This is a genomic window from Bacillus sp. MUM 13 (assembly GCF_001866725.1).
Taxonomy (GTDB): Bacteria; Bacillota; Bacilli; order Bacillales; family DSM-1321; genus Peribacillus.
Window position 1 is genome coordinate 1 of record NZ_MLYQ01000096.1, and the last position, 3,747, is coordinate 3,747.

General features: G+C 43.3%; 3 protein-coding genes. All 3 read left to right on the forward strand.

From position 1 onward, the window contains the following. Positions 1–140 precede the first annotated feature (140 nt). The 3 genes from BIV59_RS18785 (at position 141) to BIV59_RS18795 (ending at position 3,665) form a co-directional block, all read left to right on the forward strand. Positions 141–1,016 carry a LysR family transcriptional regulator gene (locus BIV59_RS18785; protein WP_071352992.1) on the forward strand — a complete coding sequence of 292 codons (876 nt, stop codon included), beginning with the start codon at positions 141–143 and terminating at the stop codon, positions 1,014–1,016. 107 nt (positions 1,017–1,123) lie between these two features. Beyond that, a complete protein-coding gene (locus tag BIV59_RS18790; protein WP_071352993.1) occupies positions 1,124–2,287 on the forward strand; it encodes an iron-containing alcohol dehydrogenase in 1,164 nt (387 codons plus the stop codon). Between the two features lie 400 nt (positions 2,288–2,687). Then, complete coding sequence (locus BIV59_RS18795; protein WP_071352994.1) at positions 2,688–3,665, forward strand: ring-cleaving dioxygenase; 978 nt, start codon at positions 2,688–2,690, stop codon at positions 3,663–3,665. Positions 3,666–3,747 lie beyond the last annotated feature (82 nt).

Here is a 3,747-nt window from a genome sequence, read left to right on the forward strand (position 1 = left end):
CGTTTGATTAAATTAAGGAATGATAAAAACAGGATGCATGCCGTATGTTTCTGAGAGCAGACTTCCCCGGTTTGTGCAGTCCTGCAATTTTATCTATAATACTCCTGTGGTACTTTGTAATAACACTTGGGAGGAAATTCGTGGATTTAAACTATTTTTATACCTTCAAGGAAGTTGTAAGATGGGGGAGTTATACCAGAACGGGTGAGGCGCTGGGATATGCGCAGTCCAGCGTGACCACTCAAATCAAGAAGCTTGAGCAGCATTACCGGGTCAGGCTCTTTGAGAGGGCTGGGGGAAGGATGCGTCTGACACAGTCAGGTGAAGAGCTTTATTATTATGTTGATAAAATTCTGGCTCTTACTGAGGAAGCAGAAGAAAAGCTATCCAAGGAAAGCAATCTTAGGGGGACGCTGCGTATCGGGACGGTAGAGTCGCTTGCGGCATATTTCATTACCCCTTACATTAAGCAGGTTAAAGAAAGGCATCCGGAATTGAAGATTTTGCTGGAAGCTGGCCTTTGTCCGAATTTAACAGAAGGAACGCTTGAGGGGAAGTTCGATATCAGTATCATATTGGACCGGTACAGAGAGCATCATGAGCTGACCACTATACCGGTTCGTGAGGAAAGGCTTGTCATGGTGGCAGCGGCGGACCATCGGCTGCAGGCACTGGATGAGATGGATTTGAAGGAGCTTCGGGAGGAAACCGTGATACTGACAGAAGAAGGATGTCCGTACCGGGTATTGCTCGAGCAGCTTCTTCAAAAGGAAGGTGTACAGCCGAAATCTGTTATTTCATTTAGTAGCCTGGAAGCCATCAAGCAGTGTGTCGCGGATAATCTGGGGATTGCTATATTGCCAGAGATTGCAGTGGAAAGCGAAATCAGGAACGGCAAGGTGGTAAAGCTGCCATTTCATCATGAGCAGGCGAAATTATATACCCAAATTATTTACCAAAAGAAAAAGTGGCTGTCTCCGCCGCTGAATCAATTAATCGGACTTCTAAAGAAATAGCTGCATTATCAATAATTTTGATAGTTGATATCAATAAATATCAATAATTAGCGTTATCTTGTCTGTGCTAGAATGGTACTGGAATCTATTTAAAATGAGGTGCTGTAATGAATACATTTCTACAATATAACCCAACAAAATTATATTTTGGCAAGGGAGAAGTCCGGAAATTATCAGCAGAGCTAAAAAAAGGAATGAACGTTCTGCTTGTATACGGCGGAGGAAGTATTAAAAAAAATGGTGTGTATGATGATGTCATCCTTGAACTTGAAAAAATGGAAGCAAACGTGTTTGAGTTATCGGGTGTTGAACCCAATCCCCGTTTATCCACTGTACATAGAGGAGTAGAAATCTGTAAAACAGAAAAAATCGATTTCTTGCTGGCGGTCGGGGGAGGCAGTGTAATTGACTGTACCAAAGCAATATCTGCAGGTGCTAAATATGATGGAGATGCATGGGAGCTGATTACGAGAAAAGCCCCCATTGTAGAGGCTCTTCCTTTTGGGACAGTTCTGACACTTGCTGCTACCGGCTCCGAAATGAATGATGTTTCCGTTATCACCAACTGGGAAACAAAAGACAAGCTTGGCTGGGGCTCGATGCTTGTGTACCCTGCTTTTTCAATCCTGGATCCAAGCTACACCTTTTCCGTTCCGCGTGACCAGACCGTTTATGGCATTGTGGACAGCATGTCACATGCACTGGAAAGTTATTTCCACCGTACGGAAAACACACCGATGATTGACGGCTTTATTGAATCGCTTTTGAGAACAGCGATCGAAACGGCTCCCAAATTGCTTGAGGACCTCCATTCCTTTAAGCATAGAGAAACAATGATGTATATCAGCACAACAGCTTTCAATGGCTCTCTTGCAAACGGAACCGATGGGGGAGATTGGGCGACACACCGTATCGAACATGCAATTTCTGCGATTTATGATATTCCCCATGGCGGCGGATTGGCGATTCTTTTCCCAAACTGGCTGGAGCATGTTCTTGAAGAAGATCCTTCCCGCGTAAAACAGCTGGCTGTTAATGTTTTTGGAATTTCACCAGAAGGAAAAAGCGAATATGAACTGGCAAAGGAAGGCGCTAAAGCTCTGCGTGATTTCTGGAATTCAATAGGTGCGCCTAGCACATTGCGCGACTATGGAATTGATGATAAGGAATTTGATGCGATTACAGAGAAAACCTTTATCAAGCCAGGTGTGGGCATGTATAAAAAAATGGACCATGCCAGTGTCCATGATATTTTAAAAAGATCTCTATAATCATACTAAAGGCCAAACGTTCAGCCTGAACGTTTGGCCTTTTTTGCCGGTTCCGTATAAGGTTCCTGGCACTCTTGGTGATCGCTCCTGACTAATCCATCTTCAATCAGCGTTCTTTAACCTTTTTTTATAAGGCTGTTTTCGTAAACTTTGCTGCTACCTGAACAAGGGGTTGATTTCTGCTCCAGGATGCTCGTTTTCCGTGGGGTGGGGAAAATAATAAGCAGCTTTTAGGCAATTTACATGCTTATCAATTGATTGACAGAGTTTGAATGGCATGATATTATTATCTCGAATTAAAGATATATGAATTGAAAATAGATAAAATGATTTGTGCTTCTATAAACAGGGAATTATGAAGGAATACAGGTTTAAGACAAAATAATGGAGGAATGCAATGATGAATCATTTAAAAGGAATACACCACGTTACAGCTATTACCAGCAGTGCAGAAAAGAATTATGAATTTTTCACATATGTACTGGGCATGCGCCTGGTAAAGAAAACGGTCAACCAGGATGACATTCAAACGTATCATTTATTCTTCGCAGACGATGTAGGCGGACCTGGAACAGATATGACATTTTTTGATTTCCCTGGCATCCCTAAAGGCATCCATGGAACGAATGAGATTTCGAAAACAGGCTTCCGCGTACCAAGTGATGCCGCACTGGATTACTGGGTAAAACGTTTTGACCGTCTTCAGGTCGCGCACACGGGTATTAAGGAGCAATTCGGCAAAAAGGTGCTTTCATTCACAGACTTTGATGACCAGCAGTACCAGCTGATTTCAGATGAGAAAAATGAAGGGGTACAAGCAGGCATACCATGGCAAAAGGGTCCAATCCCTTTAGAGTATGCCATTACTGGCCTTGGGCCGATTTTTGTCCGCATCGCCCAGTTTGATTACTTCAAAGAAATGATGGAAAAGGTTTTAATGTTCAAAGAAATCGCTAAAGAAGGCTCATTCCATCTGTTTGAAGTTGGCGAGGGAGGAAACGGGGCATCGGTCATCGTTGAACATAATAATGTTCTTCCGCAAGCGCAGCAGGGCTTCGGAACCGTGCACCATGCAGCATTCAGGGTAGAAGACCGCTCTGTTTTAGAAGAATGGATCACTCGTATGGAAAGCTTCGGATTCCATACCTCAGGCTATGTGGATCGCCACTTCTTCGAATCATTGTACGCAAGGGTAGCACCGCAGATTCTTTTTGAATTTGCTACAGACGGCCCTGGATTCATGGGTGACGAGCCATACGAAACGCTTGGCGAAAAATTGTCCCTGCCGCCGTTTCTCGAAAATAAACGCGAACAAATCGAGGCAATGGTTCGTCCAATTGATACGGTAAGAAGCACGAAGGAATTTGTGAAAGAATAAAAAGAAGCGGCGGAATTGTAGTGCACCCCAAAAGTTAGAGCTTAAATCTAACTTTTGGGGTGTTTATTTATGGCTAAATATA